Source organism: Rhizobium sp. PL01 (genome assembly GCF_033447125.1).
GTDB lineage: Bacteria > Pseudomonadota > Alphaproteobacteria > Rhizobiales > Rhizobiaceae > Pararhizobium.
The window spans coordinates 201,696-220,933 of sequence record NZ_JAWQUM010000007.1 but is presented as its reverse complement, the minus strand read 5'-3'; the positions used below and the strand labels follow the sequence as shown (position 1 = coordinate 220,933).

The window sequence follows — 19,238 nt, the reverse complement described above, 5'->3', positions numbered from 1 at the left end:
AAGGAGCGGCCCGGCAATCAGCCAATTGCCGCAACCACGGGATTTGCCACCGCTTGCTCGCGAAAGACCGCGGCGCGGGACAGGGACGAATTTTTCACGGACCGATCGCTCCACGAGATGAAATCCGAGAACGACGCAGCCCATGAGCGGTGTGCAGCGGTCCTGATGCAGCCCTCCATGAGCGGGGCGAGCATCTCGCGATTGCGCGCAACCTCTTCGATGATGCGCGCCATCTCCCTCACCACCTGAGGATCGGAAGCCGCATGGATGAGGATGCCGTCCTCGCCGTCGGAAATAAGCTCATCCACGGCCCCGACCGCAGTGGCGATGGGCACGCAGCCGAGCTGCTGCGCCTCGGCAATCATCAGCGGCGCGCCTTCCCACCGCGAGGGCATGACAAGAACGTCTGCCCAGCCAAGCGCCTTGATCAGGTCCTTGCTTGCAAAGACGGGGGGGCGCACGTCGACGCCCAGGTCCTTCAGCCGTTCGCTCCAGGACCCCTTGGAATCGGCGAGGATTTCTCCTCCGATGGCCCGGGCGTCAAAATCGACATTGGAGGCCCGCAGTATGGCGAGCGCTGCCGCCAGCCGGTCGATCCCTTTCTGCTGATCGAGCCGGCCCATGTAAAGAAGCCGCAACCGGTCATCCTTGCGTTCGATCCGCCGGACGGCGAGAACCTCCGCCAGGGCCTTGGGCGGTACCGAGAAACTTGCACCGTTGGGAACGGCAAAGACTTTTTCGTGCGGGACGCCGTAGCTGTGCAGATAGATCTTGAGTTGCTCGGAGCAGGTCAGGAAGGCATCGTAGCAGTGCTCGTGGGCGATCGCTGCGAACGGCTGGCCTGCCGGCCGCTTGAAGATCGTATTGTCCACGACGTGAAGATAGCAGGCCGTGCGCGTCCCTTCGGAGCGCAGTCGCGCGATGAGCGGATGCACGGCCATCACGTGGTTGTTGATGACGAGATCGAAGCCGGAAAGCTGTCCCTTCAACGCCTCCCAATCGACCGAATGCCCCTCGGCGATAAAATCCTGTCCGAGGAAAGAACCCGATCCTCCCCAGGCCGGAATTCCCGCCTCCCAGAAGTGAATGTAGTCGAAGCAGGAATCGAATTCATCGATCACGTCCATCCGGGAGGTGCCGAGCACGAAGAGATGGGTCTCGTAACCCGCTGCCTTCAATTCCCGGGCAGCCGCGTAAACCACTTTTTCGGCACCGCCGAACGATGCGTTCGGCACCAGCAGTGCCACCGTCCGTTTGCCATCGTTATGCCCGAGCGGCAGGACCGGCGATCCGCCGACGTCCTTGCGCAGCGCCTTGTGCAGCTCCGTGTAGGGCACGAGCCGTGCGGGACGCCAGGTCCACCGCCTGCCCGCCGTCTCGCGAAGCGGGCTGGTGGCAATCGCGTTGAGGCAATTGATCATCACCTGCTGGGGCGTGCTCAGCGCGCGGCGCGGCAGGCTTCTTGGAAAAGGAAAGCGCACTTTCAGAACGGCCGATGTCGGCCACACCTGCTGGCTTGCGATCGAGGCGAACCAGTCCACGGCATTGTTCTGGACCACCTCCTGGACGAGCCGGGTCGACAGGAAAACGAGATCGGCGGGGCCGATTTTTTGAGCACCCGGTCCATGAACGATCGGCTCGATCTTCCGCTGGGCGGCATCGTTGGCAAGCTGGACGAAGACGACGTTGCTGGTCTCGCTCATGCGCTCGAGATGGGCAAGCACGTTCGGCAGCATGCGTGAACGCCGCAGAAGGTCGAGTGCCGCGCCACTTCCGGCAACCATGAAAGGCGGGAAATGTTCATTGTCGGGCTCGCCGATATTACCCCAGAATGCCGGGATAATGTCGTCGAGGCGAAGCATCGCCGGTTGCTTGGTGGGATCGGTAAAAAACGAGATCGCCGTATCTTCCGTTCGCGCAAACAGGTAGCGCGGGCAGTCCTCGTGCTCGAAATCCACCAGCATCGGGCGTTGGAACAACGGCATGTGGCGCTTGCGCAGGAAACTTACCGACGTGGCACGGTCGCGGTTGGCTTCCTTGAAGCGGCTCTCGGCCCGCAATCTGTATTCGAAGACGGTATCGTGGCAAGGCGTGCCGACGAAACCGTGCTCTATGCAGGACAGCCAGAACTCCCAATCCTCGAAACCGTTCTGCCTGTCATCGTTGAAGCGGACGCCATCGTGAAAAACGTCGATCGAGATCATTGATCCCGTATCGCAGATATTGTCCGTGATGCAGTGGACCAGTCGCGAATACTGGTTGCCGTAATGGGCGCGCCAACTGACCGAAAAGGTGTCGATGTTCGTATAGACCCAGCCGCAACCGCTGGAGACGAGCTGCCGGTAAAGCGTCTCGATGGTACCGGGAAGAATGCGATTGTCGGCGTCGAGGAAATAAACGGCCTTCGCCTCGGCGAAGTGTTCGACAACGAAATCGATGGCGCGATTGCGCGCGCCGCCCGGGCCGGCGTTTTGACCGAACAGGACATGGATAAACGGATGGGCCGCTGCATAGAGCAACAGTTGATCGAATGTCTCATGCCGTGGATCGCCGTCGACCGATACGACGATGATGAGCCTGCAGGTGCTCAGGTTTGATGCAAGCACCGACTCGATCGCCTCCAGGGCGAGTGCCGCGTGACCGTAAAGCGGCATCGCCACGGCGATCAGGTCCATGGATTCCCTGTTAGCGGACATCAATGGCCTCCGTCGATTGTTTGACCAGCCTGAAGCCGGACACCTTGAGCCAGGAAAAATCGACTGAATCCGTGACTGCACGGCTGAGGATGATCAGATCCATCGGGCCGCGCACCGGCTCGTCCATCTGGATATTGATGTTGACGACCTGACTGGAGGTGACTTCGCGCCATCCGCTGAAGAATGCCGATGGTTTGGCAGTCCCCTTTCGCGCAAGCTCGGCCACTTCCGAGCGCGCATTCGAATTCGCGGGCGCAAGCAAAAAGGCGACTGCCGCGGGCCGACCCTCTGGATGATCGATAACGGCATTCGCCGAAAACGATATCGTTCCGGGCTCAATAGCACGACTGACCGCGCCTGCCGTTATACCGCTCTGCAACGGGTGACAGGCGATGGCATGCTCGTGCTCAAGAAAGCGCACGGTCTGGAATTCCGGAACCATTGGTGTGACCGAAACGTCCACGATCTGGCTCAACACGTCGACTGGCAGGCGGTAGTCGACAGTGTACTGGCCTTCGAGCAGGCCGGTCGGCGCGATCATGTTGGGCGTTATGGCGGGCTTCACGCCCGGCAACCCCGTAAACACCTTGAATGCCAACGGGCGCAGATCGAGATCCGGATGCGGAAGCTCCGAGCGCGCCGAATAGCGCGCGCCGGCGATCGGATAGCCGAGCGAAAGGCCGACAGTCTCTGGGCCTGCCGAGGAAATTCGCAGCCTAAGCGTGCGCGCGCCGCCGCCACAAGCCCGTGGCAGCGAGAAGAAATTCCAGTTCGCGACGAGTTGCGCATGGGGCACGATCCACTCGGCTACCCCTTCGCCGCTCTCGAGGTAGCTTAATGCGACGACAAGCTCGCCGCTGATCCTGGGCACCGCGTGCAGGTGAAGCGCAAAGCCTGCCACGCCAAGACTGGAGACCGGCAGCAGTTGCTCGACAAAAGCGGTAGCAAGCAGCTGTCCGATCCCCTCGTCCTTGGGATCGGAATAAGGATCGTGGGAAAAAATCTCGGAAACCGGCTCCCAGCTTTTCGCCTGGAACGCATCTTCGAGCGCCCGGTAGTTTTCCAGCAGCGTCTCGCGTTCGCGCCGCAAAAGGGCAAGCTCCGAGGTAATGGAAGCACTGTACCGTGCGATCCGGCCGACGCCGCCCTCGGTCAATGACCGAAGAAGTGGGAAACTGTCCGACGTGTTGGCGGGATCAAGGCGCTGAACGGCAATCGGGGGAACCGTCCCCAGGGCCCCAAGAGCCGCCAGGCGCTCTTGAAGATCCGCTTCACCTTCGTCTGAAAAGGCGACCGCGATCAACGGAAAGGCATTCTGCAATGTCGCAACAGAATGACCAATCACCTCGGGGTACAGGACCAGATGCTCGATTTCGCTTCCCTCGAAGCAGGATCGATCCCGGTCCGATGCCGCGATCAGCTTTCTGGTCACCAGTCGTTTCCCAATGGCGGAAGACATCAATCCTTGCACGCAAGACCCCTGAAGAATTATGTCGAAACAAAAACAAATACGCCGGTTAAACAAATGATTAATCTAAGCATTCGGCGCGCTCAACGATAAGGCTAGCAACTAACATTGCGGTGCACAATGGGGAATTTTAATAATTTCAAATAAATATAGTCCACATATACTTCAAATTACGAAGTAATATGCATCAACTTATAGAACTGTTACGGAGAAGCGGTCTTCCAGCCAGTTTTTCAAGCAGCCCTTGCTGATATTCAAGGCAATCCGTCAGGCGGAAGCGCCTCTCGACCGTCCGGCGCGCCGCAGCGCGCATTGCCAAATGGCCTTCCGGATTGTTCAGGGCGCCGAGAACGGCCTCTGCAAGCGCGTCCGTGTCGAAGAACGGCACCAACAGGCCGTTGCGGCCGGAGCGTATAACCTCCCGGACAGGCGCGGTATCCGATCCGATGATCAGGGCTCCGCATGCCATCGCCTCCAACATCGACCAGGACAAGACAAACGGATAGGTCAGGTAAAGGTGCGCGGCGGAAATCTGGAAAATCTGCCGCAAAACCGAATGCGGCACCGCGCCGGGAAACAGGATATTGTCCGGCGGTATATCCAGCGATGTGAGAAGATGATCCTTCCACGCGCCACCACCGGGCGGCGGCACACCGTAACTGACGCCATCTGCGCCGACGAAAACGAACAACGCATCGGGTCGCTGGCGCACAACCTTGGCAGCAGCCTCCAAGACCTGGGGAAATCCGCGATACGGCTCAAGATCGCGTGCGGCAAAGGTGACAATGGGCGGGCCACCGGCACGAAGAACACGTCCGTCCGCAAGCGCGACCGAAGCTGCCGGGTTGGGCCGAAACCGCACCGTATCGATCCCTTCGTGACACACCGAGATGCGCTCCTGCGCGTCTGCAGGGTAGAGACTTCTCTGCCAATGGGTGGGGCTAATGCCGGCCTCAAGAGCCTCAAGAGACAGGAGCTGCGCGATGTTGCGCAGCCTCAGCCTCTTGCGCGTCTCCAGATCGGGCTGATCGTCGGGTAAGAAGCCGACATCAGCCCCTTGCGACCGGTAGAAGAACTCGCAATATCCCAATGCGGGCACCCGCGGCAGCACGTCCTTCAAGAACATCATGCTTCCCCAACCGATATGGCCAACGACGACGTCGGGCACCAACCCTTGCCGGACCATGGCATCGATCGTTTCGGCGACGCGATGGCCGATACGCACATGGTGATCGGGGGTCCCCATGTGCCGGGCCATATGCGGATTTGCGCGCGGACCTGGTTCCGCTCGATGCCGCACGACGCGAACGGATGGGATCTTCTGGTCTATGGTTTCGGTGATGAGGGTGACCTCATTGCCCGCCTGCGCGAGCTGAGCGGCCAAGGCAGCGAACTGACCAAAACCCCGTCTATGGACAAACGCAACGTGCATCGCGTCTAGTCCACCATTTCCGGGCCTACAGCACCCCGCACCGCTTAGCCGCCGTACCGCGAAGAGCTGCCCCAGGCCAGTTCGAGCTGGTGTAGCGTCTGGAAGGCTGTCTCGAGCATCCGCTGCTCCTGGTCGCCACGATTGACCGCACGCTCATAGGCCGTCGCCGCGTCGCGCAGATTTGCCCTGAGCCGCCGTCCCTTCTCTGTCAATTTGATTCGCGCGGACCGCTTGTCACGCTGGGAGGCAACGCGATCAATGTAGTCTCCATCGCCAAGCTGCTTCAGATAATAGGAAACGTTAGACCCGACATAGTGCCCACGATCCAGAAGCTCGGCGACGGAAAGTTCGGAATCGCCGATGGCCAGCAGAATCATCGCCTGCGCCGGCCCAATATCGTCGACGCGCAGCTTGGTCAGCTCCGCGCGAATGAGGCCCGAAAACCGTCGGCTCGCACGCTCCATGAGGCGAGCAAGCTCGAAATATGTCACCTGCTGGAGGTCACCAAACTCAGCATCCTGAGGGCGGCCAGGACCTGCCTGCCCCGTCAGATCTTCTCGAATTCTCAGGTCACCATTCAACTCAACAGGCAAATTGAGCATATTGTCTTCTTTCATTTTACTCTCCGCATCGGAAATTACTTCAAAAATTGAAGTAATATTTAAATACGCTCATTGCCTTCAATTACCATGATCTTGCACAAGCACTCCGTTATGTGCCAGATTGGCTGAAGCAATACTACACTTCGGCACAGTTATAAACGAATCTGCCATCGAACAGATCGATATAACGTTAACTCGAGGCAAATCGCCATGCGTGATACCGTTCAAAATGGGACACTTCTCAAGGAAAAAGTTGGCGAAAGCAAATATAACAACAACCCAAGGTTGCTTATCTTGCAAGCAAAGCGCGTATTCTTGCTCGGATTGCTTTACGCAGCGGGGTTGAGTGTGTGTCTCAATATATTACAACTGACGATGCCGCTGTTCATGCTGCAAGTGCACGACAGGGTGCTCAATAGCCAGAGCATGGAAACGCTTTCGATGCTCACCATCCTGGCCGTCGGCGCGCTCGTGGTGCTCGGCATCCTAGAATTCATCCGTGCGCTGTCGTTTCAGGCGATCGGAGGTGCACTCGTGCGCCGGCTCAATCTGCCCATTCTGGCCGCCGCCGTTCAGGCTTCGGTCGATCAGGGCCTGACGCGGGCGACCCAATCGCTGCGCGACATCTCGGAATTGCGAAGCTTCCTGACGTCGTCAGCGGTGAGTGCCCCCCTCGATGCGGCCTGGTCACCGATTTTCCTTGGCGCCCTTTTCCTTTTGCATCCGCTTTTTGGCCTTATCGGAGCCGTCTCCGCCGCTCTGCTCCTTTGCGGCGGACTGGTCACGGACATGTTGACACGCCAACTCACCAAGGAGGCGAACCAGGCAAATATCGAGGCCGTGTCCAGGATTGGTGCATCGCTGCGGCATGCCGAGGCCATCGAGGCTATGGGCATGTTGCCGGCGCTTGCGGCCCGTTGGCGCGTCCTGCAACTGCAAGCGCTGGGCGCCTTTGAAGCGAGTGGGACGAGGAGCAAGGCGATATCGTCGATCACGCGCAGCCTGCGCTATTCCATCCAGATCTTCACACTGGCAGCCGGAGCATTTCTGGTGCTGCAGCAGGACATCACGCCTGGCGCAATGATGGCGTCGAGCATCCTCGTCGGGCGCCTGCTGATCCCTTTTGATTCCCTCATCGACAACTGGCGGCAATGGGTGCTGGCGATCGCGGGATGGCGTCGCCTTGAGGCCGCCCTCACCACGGACCTTGCGATCCGTCAAACGATGCCCACACCGCATTCATCGGGTGACATCGTGGTCGACAAGCTGGTCTACGCAGCCCCGGGGCTGGATGTGCCCATTATCAAGGGCATTTCCTTCTCTCTCTCCCCGGGCGAAGTCTTGGGCGTGGCCGGTCCATCCGCTGCCGGCAAATCGACCCTTGCACGCCTTTTGGTCGGGGTCTTGCGTCCCACGACTGGTGGCGTCTTTCTCGACGGCAACAACACCTATCTGTGGGAGCGCAGTTCGTTCGGCCAGGTGGTCGGCTATCTGCCGCAATCCGTGTCGCTGCTGGAAGGCACGATACGGGAAAACATTGGTCGAATGGCAGATGGCGACCCGTACAAAGTGCTGGAGGCGGCGCGGCTGGCCGACATCCACGAGATGATCGGACGCCTGCCACTCGGTTATGACACACCCGTCGGAGACGGACACCTGACCCTTTCCGGAGGGCAGCGGCAACGCATCGCTTTGGCGCGTTGCCTCTACAACAAGCCGCGCCTCATCGTGCTCGACGAGCCGAACGCGAACCTGGACGCGATTGGCGAGCGGGCCCTTATCCGCTCGATCCAGCACGCACGCGAAGACGGCGCCATCGTCATCCTGATCGCCCACAGGCCAGCCATCATGCAGGTCGCAGACAAGATCCTCGTGCTCGAAAACGGCCGCATCACACAGTTTGGACCGCGAACGGCTGTGATTTCAGCCACGATCCCGGGCGAATCCCCGCGCGAGGTGGCCGCGATATGATGGAGAAAAAGCCCCTTGCGGTCCGCCCCGATCTTTCCGAGCGCCGTCTCCAGCAGCATCGGCCGGTGTCGCCGAATGCCGGCTCCTTGGACGTAGAGCTCGATCAATTTGATAGCCGCTCACCGCTGCGCCGTCTTGTCATTGCGGGGCTCGCCACGATCATCCTGTCCTTCGGTGGTTTTTTTACCTGGGCATTTTCGGTTGACCTCAGCAGCGCGACCGTCGCCAACGGCACGGTGATCGTCGATTCCAAGCGTAAGACCATCAGCCATTTTGAAGGCGGGGTGATGAGCCGGCTGCTTGTGCAGGAGGGCGAAACGGTTTCCGCCGGGCAGCCCTTGATCGAGCTTGAGGATACGCGAGCCCGCTCCAGCCTGCAGTCGCTGCAAATCCGGCGCATTGGCCTGATTGCGAAACTGGCTCGACTGAAAGCCGAGCAGGCCGACCTGGCGCACATCCGCTTTCCGAGCAATTTCGGCGACGCCCAGACCGTTGCCGTCGATGAGGCCATCATGGCCGAGACGGTATTTTTCGAAAAGCGGCGCGAGACCAAAGACGGCCGCAACGAGGTTCAGAAAAAGACCATTGAAGAGTACCTCGAGCAGACAAAATCACTGAGCATTCAGACCCAGGCGGTCGATCAGCAGATCGGCCTGATCAACGAACAGCGGACGGCGATCGGAACCCTGGTGCAAAAAGGCGCAGCATCGCGCACGCGGCTTATCGAAATAGACTCCAAGCTCAGCGAGCTTGCCAGGGAAAGGGGGGAACTCGCTGGCGGCAAGGCCCAGGCCGAAAAAGCACGCGCGGGCGCGCAGCTTGGGCTGACCGGAATCGAAAGCGAGTTTCAGTCGACCATTGCTGGAGAAATCACAACGGCACGCATCGAACTGGCGGACGTCGAAGAGCAGATCACCGCTTCGCGCGACGTGCTGCGCCGCCTTTTGATCCGCTCTCCGCAGGAGGGTATTATCAGCAATATTCTGGTGCGCACCCCTGGCAGCGCCGTTACGCCCGGCCAGCCATTGCTTGAGATCGTTCCGGAAAATGAGCCGCTACTGGTCGAGATGCGCGTCAATCCGCGCGATATCGACAGCATCGCCGTGGGGTCGCATACGCAAATCCGGTTGACGGCCTATAATCAGCGCTCCCGGCTGCCGATGGAGGGCACGATCACCTATGTCGCCGCAGACCAGTCCGTCGATGAAAAATCAAACAGTGCGTTTTTCGTCGCACGCGCCAAACTCGACATGGCATCGCTCAAGGCAAACCCCGACGTCCGCCTATCTCCCGGAATGCCAGCCGAGGTGCTGATCATCCATCAGTCACGCCGTGCGATCGACTATCTTACCTCGCCGGTCCTCGAAAGCTTCAACCGCGCGTTCAGGGAGGATTAAATTGCTGCACTGCAGCCGTTTGAGATGAATTTACTTCAAATTTTGAAGTTATTTCAAAGTAAAAATGGTTGGATTTACTTCATAAAACCCGCGATTTCCAAAATGGAACACCACACAGACTCATTTCGGGAAATATATTTCTTAAAATCTGCCATTGCCTCCAGAGATGTGCTTGCGTTACTTTTTTTTGCAGTGCACATTTAAAGCGCGAGATCGTCGCACCCTGCGCCGACAACGCGTGCATATCAATCTGAAGAGGAGAGGCAGATGGCCACATTGGAAGGCGGAGCATACGACGACGCATTGTTCGGCTCCCGTTTCAACGACTTCATTCGCGCCCATGGGGGCGATGATTTCGTGAACGGCGGCAACGGGCACGATATCGTGTTCGGTGGTGACGGTGACGACCTGCTGTTTGGCGGAAAGGGAAACGATACCCTGTTCGGTGGCGAAGGCAGCGACTTGCTGAACGGTGAAAACGGTGACGACACCCTCGTCGGCGGCTGGGGCGATGACCTCCTGTATGGTGACAAGGGCAATGACATCCTGTTCGGCGGACACGGAAGCGATCTTCTGTCCGGCGGCAAGGGCAACGACATCCTGTATGGCGGCGACGGCAACGACATCCTCGACGGCGGTGCTGGCAATGACATCCTGGCAGGCGGTGCTGGCCATGACGTCTTTGTCTTCGATGGCGGCGGCGGGAATGACGTCATCCTCGACTTTACGGCCGGCGAGGATCTGTTGCAGATCTCCAAGGGCATCAATGGTCTTGATGTGACGTCGCCAGAAGACCTGGCCTCGCGTGTCACCCAGGTTGGCGGAAACGTCATCGTGGATCTCGGCCATGGCGACACACTCACATTGGTCAATGTCGATGCCAACGACATCCATGCCAATCCCGAGAACTACTTCACCGTTCATTGAACCAGAATCCTGCGCGCCCTGCTTCCTCCCGTGGGGCGCGCTATTTTGATCCAGAGGGGCCAGCTGTGACGTTCGACTTATCGATAGACGCCACCGGCGTTTTCAGGAACGCAAAGATTTTTCGGCTCGGTGCTGAGCTGGCTGTCATCATCTGGGACCGTCCCCCAGCCCTTCCCGCCAAGACACGCTCCTTATTGTCGATGGAGCAGTCGCCGGTACCGCTCGTCAGCATGATGCTGCCGCTTGGCAACGGAGGACAACGCATGTTCTGGGCGATGAGACCAAAACAGCAGCCCGCGAATGTGAGCATTGACACCAAGGACAGCGGCGCCACGGAGACCGTCGTCATGCAGCCGGCGCGCATGCTTGCACCGCTCGATGTGGACCTTCTTTTCGCGGATCTTGCGCCCGATGCCCGCATCAAGTTCGTCAACACTCTGCTGACCGTTTGGCGAAGCGCCTTTCGCATCAACGGCGACCCTCTTTTCAACATGGTGGTGGAAGACGCCCTTCACGCGCTGGTACCCGAACCGCAGGCCGCCAGCATCGTCTGCCAGATTGCCCCCGGACGTCATCTCCTGGAGACAGCTGTCAATCCGGACCTGGGCGACATCACATCGATTTACGCAATCGGTGCGGCTTCGATCACGCGCATGACTGTGCGGCTTGTCCTTGGACGCAACGCGAAAAACGGCCTGCAATCGTGCCATTTCATCGCCGAGGCGCCGTCGCCGCTGTTTCTCATGGTCCTCTTGAGCAAGAATGGCCTCGCCATCCGCCAGCTTGCTGACGCCAAGCCCCGCCATTCCAGCCTTTTGAGTTGGTGGAGCAAAAATCGTGAGGCGGTGGAACTGCGCGAAGTCGTCATCCGGAGCCTGGCCACCCTGCCCGAAAGCGGCGCCGCCACGGCGATCGACCTTCAAGTTCGCGCGCCGCTGGTGGCAAACCGGATCGCGAAATCGTCGATGCACCCGTCGGGAGAGGTCGATCTGGCTCTGGCACTCGACGGCGGCCTTCTCGCCGGCGGCTGGTTTCATGCGCCAACGTCAGCATTCGCCGGCATCGACTACGTCAAGGAAGACGGCACGGCCGTGCCGCTCGATGCAAACAGCTACAAATTCCCGGCATGGGCGCAAGGCAAGGATGACAAGAGCAAGACCGATGTGACCGGTTTCATTGCGTTTATTCCGCTGGCGCAATCCCCCGGACCGCTGTTGCAACCGCGCTTTCAGATGCGTCTTGCCTCGGGAGCGGTCAGGCCGCTGATCCCCAAGTCACAGCCTTTCGAGCCCTCCGCACAACGAAACCATGTTCTGCGCGCTGTGCCCCCACAGCATGCCGTCGACGATGCCTTTCGCGCCATTCTCGCCCCCGCCTTGCAAGACATCGAACGGCGATTGGGAAAAACCATAGAGGTCGACTGCACCAAGGACTACAGCCTTCCCAAAAGCACGCCCCTCGTGTCGATTGTCGTGCCCCTCTACAAGGTTCTCGATTTCCTGCGCTTCCAGCTGTCGGGAATGGCCACGGATCCGTGGCTCGTCGCCAACGCGGAAGTCATCTACGTCCTTGATTCTCCGGAAATCCAGGATGAGACGGAACATTTGCTGGGCGGCCTGCACCTTTTGCATGGACTGCCGATGAAGCTGGTCGTGATGAACCGCAACAGCGGCTATGCGCGTGCCTGCAATGCCGGCGCACGTTTTGCACGCGGCGCCGTCCTGGTCATGCTGAATTCGGATGTCGTGCCGAGAGCGCCAGGCTGGCTGCAAGTGTTGTCTCGGACGCTGCTTCAAAGCGAGACGGTGGGGGCCGTCGGCCCGAAACTGATCTTTGAAGACGGATCGCTGCAACATGCCGGACTGTACTTCGGCCGCGACCAGCGCGGAATCTGGTTGAACCACCATTTTTACAAGGGCATGCCTGGCGACTACGCGCCAGCCCAACTTGCCCGCGACGTTCCAGGCGTCACCGGCGCCTGTCTTGTGACACGCAGGGAAACCTATGAGCGCGTTGGCGGGTACACCGAAGACTACGTGATCGGCGACTATGAGGACAGCGACCTGTGCCTCAAGATCCGTCGCCTCGGGCTTCAGATAACCTATGAGCCGGCAGCGAGCCTGTATCACTTCGAGCGGCGCTCGATCCGCCGCAGCCAGGACTATATGCGCGGCGTTGCAAGTCAATACAATTCATGGTTGCACACACAGCGCTGGGAGAGCGACATCACCGACCTGATGGAAAACCAACGCGGTAGAGACCAGGATCGGCCCGCTTCCGCAGGTGTCAAAATCCGGAAAAGGAACGCAGCGTGACGGAAGCGGTCCTCCTGCGCGCGCCCAAGTTGCCCCGGTTGATTGATGAAGACCGGGTTCGCTGGCTCCTTGAATCCGTGCACGGCAATCGTTTTCTGCCGCAACCGGAACCCAACAACGCCTTCGTCGGAGACGGTGATTTCCGCGCGATAGGAGCGGAATTTCTCGGCCACTTCATTCGCATCGGCGGCCTGCGCGAAGACAGCCGCGTGCTCGACATTGGGTGCGGCATCGGCCGGATGGCCGTACCGCTGACCCAGTATCTCGATCCGCAGACCGGCCGCTACGACGGTATCGATCCCGTTGAGGACGGCATCGACTGGTGCCGGCGGACGATCACGCCTGCCTACCCCAATTTTGCCTTCCAGCGATTGGACATCGCGCACGAACTCTACAATCCGGACGGCAAGATCAGCGGGAAGGCGTTGAGGCTTCCCTTTCCCGATCATCATTTCGACTTTGTCATCATGACATCCGTGGTCACGCATCTGCCGCCCATGGAGGTGCTTGTCTATCTCGCCGAGGTCCGCAGGATCCTGTCGCCCGGCGGACGCCTGTTCATGACCGCGTTCGTGGTCGACCGGATCGCGACGGCAAACGAACACGGGCGGCGCGATCCACGTCTGGCTTTCCGCCGCTATGGCGAAAGTCCATGCTGGTTCGTCCCCAATCAGCCACCGCTTGCCGCGATCGGCTTCGAAGACGGTTTTCTGAACAAGGCGCTTGAACGGGCGGGCCTCTCCATCGCCCTCAAGTCGCTTGGCCATTGGCGCGGCAGCAACGCGAGCCACCATCAGGACTTCATCGTGGCGAAACGCCGGGGAAATGGTCGATGAGCAAGCGGATTCTGGTTGCAGCCCACAACCATCCATCCCTCCACCCGGGTGGAACGGAGATATTCGCCCATGACCTGTTTCGCGCCTATCAGCGGGCGGGGCATGAAGCCCTGTTTCTCGGCGCCACCAACCAGATCCATCGCGAAGCCCGACCGGGCACGAGCTTTCAAAGCATCGGTGCGGCTGGAGATGAGATCCTTTTGTGGTCCGGACATTTCGATCACTTCTTCATGAGCCAGATCGACCTCTATGGCATTGTCCCCGACATAACGGAGTTGCTGCGCGATTTCCGGCCGGATGTGGTTCACCTCCACCACCTGCTGCTGCTTGGCGCTGAGTTCCCACACATTGTCCGACGTACCTTGCCCCACTGCAAGATTGTCATGACGCTCCATGACTACTACCCCATTTGCCATCACGACGGCCTGATGGTGCGCACCGGCAGCAAGGAACTGTGTCACCAGGCCAGCCCGGATCGCTGCCACAGCTGTTTCAAGGACATTCCGCTCGACCGCTTTGCCTTGCGCGAAAACCATCTGAAGGCCCTCTTGAGCACGGTTGATCACTTCGTCTCGCCAAGCGCCTTTTTACGGGAGCGCTTCGTGCGGTGGGGATTGGACGCAGATAAGATCAGCGTCATTCCCAATGGTATCCCCGCCCGAGATACCGGCGCTCGAAGAGCGTTGCTCGAGAGCGGGAGGCCGGTCTTCGGATATTTCGGAAATCTCAATCCCTGGAAGGGGATAACCGTATTGCTTGATGCTGCGCGTCAGCTTCTCGCCGATGGTCTTGATTTCGAGCTGCGTGTTCATGGCGGCGCGCCGTTCCAGAGCGAGGCCTTCGTCGAGGAGATCGATCGGCGGTTTGCCGAAACCTCGGCATCTGTGCATCGCCGGGGGCCTTATCGACGCGAGGATATCAGCGATCTGGTGGCCGCAGTCGATTGCACCATCGTTCCTTCCGTCTGGTGGGAAAACGCGCCCTTGGTCATTCAGGAGGCCCAGGCTCAGGGCCGTCCGGTCATCACCAGCAATATCGGGGGAATGGCTGAAATGATCGAACACGGTGTCAACGGCCTGACTGTACCACCCAACGATGCCCGGGCGCTCGCCACGGCGATGCGCACCATATTGGAACAGCCAAAACTGCTGCGCCAATTCTCCGAAAATGCGCGCAAGCCCGACGACATCGACACAACCGCCCGCCGCTACCTCAAACGGCTCGAAACCGCACAGGTTCAGGCATAGGAGACCTCATGGCCAATCCCGCGGAACGACCAGATGCCGCATCCGAACAGGACAACGCTAAGCCGATGAACGGCCGGGTGGATGCTATCGACATGGGGATAATTTTCGGTTGGGCATTCGACCCGATGACGCCGGACCAGCGGCTGACGATCCGTGCCCTGCTCGATGGCAAGGTGATTGCAGAGGCTGTTGCCGATCGCAATCGTCCCGACCTGCGGCGCAACGGTATTGGCGATGGCAAACACGCATTCGAAATCACATTGCCGGATCCTGTCCAGTCGCGTGCCAACGACATCGTCGTTGTCGCGCGAAATGGAAGCGGTATCGAGCAGGCCTTGCGCGTTCCCCGGCCAAACGAGCAGGCGGCCGAAGCTCTCATCGCCGCCCCGCTGGCGAAAGTCCTAGACAAGCTCGACGTGCTGATGGCGGCGCAACGGCAATTGCAGGTCTCCCAGCGCTCGTTGCAGCGCACATCAGAGGTCGATGCCGACACGCCCGAAACCACCAGCCTGACCGACGTCAGCAACGCTGTCGAAAGCCTCAGGGTGGATATCGGCCAACGGCTGAATGATCTCGATGTTCACCTGATGCGGCTGGATGGGGTTGTTGCAGGGATGGAGAAGAGCCTGAATACGCTTCGAAAGCGGACGAACGGCGATTTGAAGCCCTTGCTGCTGCTGCTGTTCGTTCTTGTGGGATTTACCGCGGGCGCCAGCCTTGCTTCGATTATCAGGATCTGATCCAGAAAGGGTAAGGCGTGCTGGTTACAGAACAATCTCCCACAGGTGCCAGCCCCACGGTCGGCAAACACGGGGCGAGCCGGGCGATGCGCTCCGGACGAGTGATCGGCTGCCGCGTCGACGAGGCAACCATGCTGATCATCGGCCTCGGCCATGCCACTGCCGGCGACGTGGTGGTCACCGCCGGTGAGGATGATGCGGGAACGCGAAGCGCGTTTGTCTTTGAATGGCGATTGAGCGCGCCCTCGCCCCGGGCCAAGCACGGATTCGCAGCGCTTCTGCCGATAGAGGGCATGGACCTCGCCATGGCCACGGTGCGTTTGGGACAAGAGGAGACGGGCGCACGCTCCATCTTTGCGCCCCGGCTTGCCAGCGCGGAGGAAGCAGGCGCCCTGGTGGTTGAAACGGCGGGCCCTCAGTCAGCTTCCGTCATCAACCGGCTCGTCGACGTTTTGATGGGCGGCGACATGAGCCGCCGCAGACTTCTGACCGTTACAGCACTTTTGCAGGCAGCCCAGGCAAGCGATGGCTTCATTGAATTGATTGGTGAAAGCCATGATGGGGCGACGTTTCTGCAGGGTTGGAGCCGCGGCATGGCACCCGGCCCTTGCCGGATGTTTGTGGTCGGCGGTGCAACACCGGTGGTCGCGGAGTGCGGCATCGCTACCTTTGCCCGCCAGGACGCTCCCGATGGTGCTTCCGGGTTTATCGGCCTTCTCGAGGCCGGCCAGGCTTCCCGCGCTCACGAGATCGAAGGTCTGGTCTTTCGCGGGCGCGCCGGTTGGCGCCATATTGCCCTGCACCCGCGAAAGCGCATCGCAGCCCCACTGGAAACACCCGAGCACATCCGCTCGATCCTGCTGCGGACCCACGGGACGCCGGATGTGCTTTTGTCGCTGCGAGCAGCCGCCAACAGCTTTGAGGGCAAAGAAACCGTCTCCGGCCTGCCGTTTCCCGTCCGGATGGGAATAGACACGACGTTTGAGGCCGACGGCGAAAACCTGCTGATCTGCGGCTGGCTTTATGACCCTGAGGGCCACGTCACGACGGTCACACTGCGTCGGCGCCATGCCATGGCAAGGCTCGACGAACGCTGGACGCGCTTCGATCGTCCCGATGTGACGGACAGTATCAACGACCAGCAGCACTTTTCGTCAAACCTGCGGGGGGAACAGCACGCCCATGGCTTTATCGCCCAGGCCCACCTGCGGAGTGAAGATCATGGGAGCCCTCTTTACGTCGAACTGACACTGCGCGATTCACGCCGTGCATTTTTCCCGGTGAGACCAGCGCGGCTGCCGGCACGCTTGGCGGCGTTGCGCCAGATCGGCTCCATTGATCCCGGCACCTGTGCGCTTCCGGCGATCGTCGACGCGCAAATTGTCCCGTTTCTCAAGGTTTCCGTCAGGCTAGCACCGGTCATAGACACAATCCTGGATGCCGGCCCTTTCGATCAGGAAACCGGTGTGCCGATCATCATCGGCGCCGGGGAGAGTGATGAGGACATTTTCCCGCTGCTTGCCTTGCTCGCGCTTGATCCGGAAACCCGGCACGCACCGATCGTGATCGCCATGCCTGCTGAGCGGTTTCGCAGGCAGGCCACCCGCTTCAAGGAAATCGCGCGGTTCTATCGGCTTTCGTTGAGGTTGGTATCGGCGAAGGGAACAGGCGACGTCTACGACATGCTCGAAGCCGGCACGCAGGCACTCACCTGTGAAACGGTCGTGTCGCTCTCCGCCGCGCTGATCCCGCACGGGGCAGGCTGGTACGGCAAACTGGTGGCCACGACCGCGACCCTGAAAGCAAGCATCGTCTCTCCGGTCCTGGCCTACGAGGATCATTCCGTTCGCTGGGCGGGAAGCTGGATCGATGACGACAACTGCGACCAACCGGTTGTCGGCCGCTACACCGGATATCCGCTCAAAGCGGTTACCGGTATGAAGCTGACCCGTATTGCCGCGGCCTCGCTGGAGTGCTGCATCATGCCGCGCGCCGTCCTGTCGCGCGCCAGCGGCTTTTGCGCCGGTTATCTGGGCACCCAGGAAAAAGGCCTGGATCTCGGCCTGCGTCTCAGCCGGTCCGGCATCGACGCCTACTTGCTGCCATCGGTGCAAATGTGGGGCAGCGACGACGCCCGCGACGGGGATAGTCCGGCACAGGCAGCACTGGTGGACGAGATCGATCGGCAGATCTTCAAAAGCCAATGGTTGTCAGTCCCTGCGGTTGAACAAAATCTGGAAAAGAGGCCCGCATGAACGAGAAACTTCGTGTCCTTGTGATCTCGCATGCGCACCCGACACTGTCACTCGGCGGAGCGGAAATCGCATCTCACAACCTGCATCGTGGCCTGAACGCAATGCCGAACGTGGAATCGGTGTATCTGGCAAGGATCGGCAATCCCGTGCCGCGGCATGCCGCATCCGCGCTGATGAGCCTTCGACTTGCCGAAGACGAATTGCTGTTCCACGCGGACGACTACGACCACTTCTTTTTGTCCAACGGTGATACACAGGCGCTCAGCCGGGACCTTTTGCGTTTCGCGCGCGATCTCAGGCCCCATGTCGTGCATTTCCATCATGTGCTCGGCATCGGCCTTGAAGCGCTCTACGCGCTGAGAGAGGCATTTCCACACGCGGCCATACTCGTCACGTTCCACGAATATCTGTCGATCTGCCACAATCACGGGCAGATGGTGAAGCCGTCCGGCCAGCTCTGCGAAACAGCATCCCCTGTCGCCTGCCATGGCTGTTTTCCCGATATTCCCGTCTCGCGCTTCTTGAAGCGGGAGTTGTTTGCGCGCGGGATGCTGAGCCTGGCCGACGCTTTCGTCTCCCCCAGCCGGTTTCTGGCGGACCGCTACGCGGCGTGGGGCATCGAAAAGGACAAGCTCTGCGTGATCGAAAACGGGATCGCCGTGGAAGCGGCTGTGCCCGCGCGGGAGTTGCACGGTCTCAACCCGCGCCGCAACCGCTTTGCCTATTTCGGGCAGATGACGCCGTTCAAGGGTGTCGACATCCTGATTGACGCGGTTTCGCGCATCCCCAACGAGATATGGGGCGAGGATTCCTGCCTGATGATCTTCGGCGGCAACCTCGAACGGCAGCCGGTGGCATTCCAGGAACGGATGAGGAAACTCATTTCAGACGCTGGCCCCCGCGTGCGTTTCTATGGCGCCTACCAGAATGCGGACGTGCCCCGGCTGATGCGTTCTGTCGACTGGGTGGTTGTGCCATCTGTCTGGTGGGAAAATTCACCCATCGTGATCCAGGAGGCCCTCCTCCATCGCAGGCCAATGATCTGCTCGGATATTGGCGGGATGGCCGAGAAGGTGCGTGAGGGAAAAGACGGCCTGCATTTTCGCGCAGGCAGCGGCCAGGATCTCGCGGATCGTATGGTCGAGGCGTTGAGCGACAGCCAAACCTGGGATCAGCTGAGGATATCCATGCGGCAACCCTTCGATCACCTCGGTTGCGCGCGCGAACATGTCAAACTCTATCGCGCGCTTTTGCGGAAGAAACTCGATGCCGCGATGACCGAGAGCCCCGCCCTTCTCGAGCAGGCGCTTTAACGGCGCGTCTTGAGGAACGCGGAAACGGCCTCGGCCAAA

13 protein-coding genes are annotated in these 19,238 nt (G+C 60.0%); 9 read left to right on the top strand and 4 right to left on the bottom strand.

Annotated features, from left to right (window positions below):
- Positions 1–17: 17 nt before the first annotated feature.
- The 4 genes from R6X40_RS18080 to R6X40_RS18065 all read right to left on the bottom strand — a co-directional run bounded on the left by R6X40_RS18080 (position 18) and on the right by R6X40_RS18065 (position 6,213).
- Positions 18–2,696: a glycosyltransferase gene (locus R6X40_RS18080; RefSeq protein WP_318415186.1), complete on the bottom strand. Its 2,679-nt coding sequence runs from the start codon at positions 2,694–2,696 to the stop codon at positions 18–20.
- Entirely contained in the window at positions 2,686–4,155 is a 1,470-nt protein-coding gene (locus R6X40_RS18075; protein ID WP_318415185.1) for a DUF6212 domain-containing protein, read from the bottom strand. The genes R6X40_RS18080 and R6X40_RS18075 overlap by 11 nt, the downstream gene beginning before the upstream one ends.
- Before the next feature lie 196 nt (positions 4,156–4,351).
- Entirely contained in the window at positions 4,352–5,596 is a 1,245-nt protein-coding gene (locus R6X40_RS18070; protein ID WP_318415184.1) for a glycosyltransferase family 4 protein, read from the bottom strand.
- Between the two features lie 44 nt (positions 5,597–5,640).
- Positions 5,641–6,213 carry a MarR family winged helix-turn-helix transcriptional regulator gene (locus R6X40_RS18065; RefSeq protein ID WP_318415183.1) on the bottom strand — a complete coding sequence of 191 codons (573 nt, stop codon included), beginning with the start codon at positions 6,211–6,213 and terminating at the stop codon, positions 5,641–5,643.
- Between the two features lie 195 nt (positions 6,214–6,408).
- On the opposite strand from R6X40_RS18065, the gene R6X40_RS18060 reads away from it, so the two are divergent.
- From R6X40_RS18060 to R6X40_RS18020, 9 genes are all read left to right on the top strand, one after another.
- Positions 6,409–8,169 (top strand): type I secretion system permease/ATPase, encoded by a 1,761-nt coding sequence (locus R6X40_RS18060; RefSeq protein WP_318415182.1) that lies wholly within the window; start codon positions 6,409–6,411, stop codon positions 8,167–8,169.
- Positions 8,166–9,566: an HlyD family type I secretion periplasmic adaptor subunit gene (locus R6X40_RS18055; protein ID WP_318415181.1), complete on the top strand. Its 1,401-nt coding sequence runs from the start codon at positions 8,166–8,168 to the stop codon at positions 9,564–9,566. Before R6X40_RS18060 ends, R6X40_RS18055 begins: the two co-directional genes overlap by 4 nt.
- A 267-nt stretch (positions 9,567–9,833) precedes the next feature.
- A complete protein-coding gene (locus R6X40_RS18050) occupies positions 9,834–10,493 on the top strand; it encodes a calcium-binding protein (protein ID WP_318415180.1) in 660 nt (219 codons plus the stop codon).
- A gap of 65 nt (positions 10,494–10,558) precedes the next feature.
- A complete protein-coding gene (locus R6X40_RS18045; protein WP_318415179.1) occupies positions 10,559–12,808 on the top strand; it encodes a glycosyltransferase family 2 protein in 2,250 nt (749 codons plus the stop codon).
- Positions 12,805–13,644 carry a class I SAM-dependent methyltransferase gene (locus tag R6X40_RS18040; protein ID WP_318415178.1) on the top strand — a complete coding sequence of 280 codons (840 nt, stop codon included), beginning with the start codon at positions 12,805–12,807 and terminating at the stop codon, positions 13,642–13,644. Before R6X40_RS18045 ends, R6X40_RS18040 begins: the two co-directional genes overlap by 4 nt.
- Positions 13,641–14,891 carry a glycosyltransferase family 4 protein gene (locus R6X40_RS18035; RefSeq protein WP_318415177.1) on the top strand — a complete coding sequence of 417 codons (1,251 nt, stop codon included), beginning with the start codon at positions 13,641–13,643 and terminating at the stop codon, positions 14,889–14,891. Before R6X40_RS18040 ends, R6X40_RS18035 begins: the two co-directional genes overlap by 4 nt.
- A gap of 8 nt (positions 14,892–14,899) precedes the next feature.
- On the top strand, positions 14,900–15,631 hold the full coding sequence (locus R6X40_RS18030; protein WP_318415176.1) for a hypothetical protein: 732 nt from the start codon (positions 14,900–14,902) through the stop codon (positions 15,629–15,631).
- A gap of 17 nt (positions 15,632–15,648) precedes the next feature.
- The gene (locus R6X40_RS18025; RefSeq protein WP_318415175.1) at positions 15,649–17,886 is read left to right on the top strand and encodes a hypothetical protein; all 2,238 of its coding nucleotides are present in this window, start codon (positions 15,649–15,651) and stop codon (positions 17,884–17,886) included.
- The gene (locus tag R6X40_RS18020) at positions 17,883–19,199 is read left to right on the top strand and encodes a glycosyltransferase family 4 protein (RefSeq protein WP_318415174.1); all 1,317 of its coding nucleotides are present in this window, start codon (positions 17,883–17,885) and stop codon (positions 19,197–19,199) included. Before R6X40_RS18025 ends, R6X40_RS18020 begins: the two co-directional genes overlap by 4 nt.
- Positions 19,200–19,238 lie beyond the last annotated feature (39 nt).